This is a genomic window from Anaerotignum faecicola (assembly GCA_024460105.1).
GTDB lineage: Bacteria > Bacillota > Clostridia > Lachnospirales > Anaerotignaceae > JANFXS01.
In genome coordinates, this window is sequence record JANFXS010000267.1 from 1 (window position 1) to 457 (window position 457).

Sequence of the window (457 nt, forward strand, 5' to 3'; positions counted from 1 at the left end):
GTCGTTCCATGCGGCGATTCTATCGATGAGGAGGCTGCAAAGGCGGATGGAGCCGATGTGGCGGTATTTGTACTCAGCCGTATTGCAGGTGAAAATGCGGACCGTCACGATACGGAAGGTGATTACTTCATCACAAAAGAAGAAAAATCGCTTCTGGCACAGATTTCAGCCTCTTACGACAGTGTGGTTCTCGTCATCAATACCGGAGGCCTGATTGATCTGGCATTTACAGAGGAATTTACGAATATCAAATCGATTGTGCAGTTTATGCAGGCAGGCCAGGAAGGCGGTTCGGCATTTGCCGATATCATGTCCGGCGCTGTAAATCCAAGCGGAAAAATGACGGATTCCTGGGCATATACCTACCTGGATTATCCCAACGCCCGGACCTTCAGCCATAAAAACGGCAACACGGATACAGAAAAGTACGAAGAGGGAATTTTCGTAGGATACCGTT

At 48.6% G+C, this 457-nt stretch carries 1 protein-coding gene; it reads left to right on the forward strand.

Going from position 1 to position 457, the window contains the following annotated elements:
- Positions 1 to 457, forward strand: a 457-nt coding sequence (locus tag NE664_13890; GenBank protein ID MCQ4727725.1) for a glycoside hydrolase family 3 C-terminal domain-containing protein, incomplete at both ends; no start/stop codon positions are given.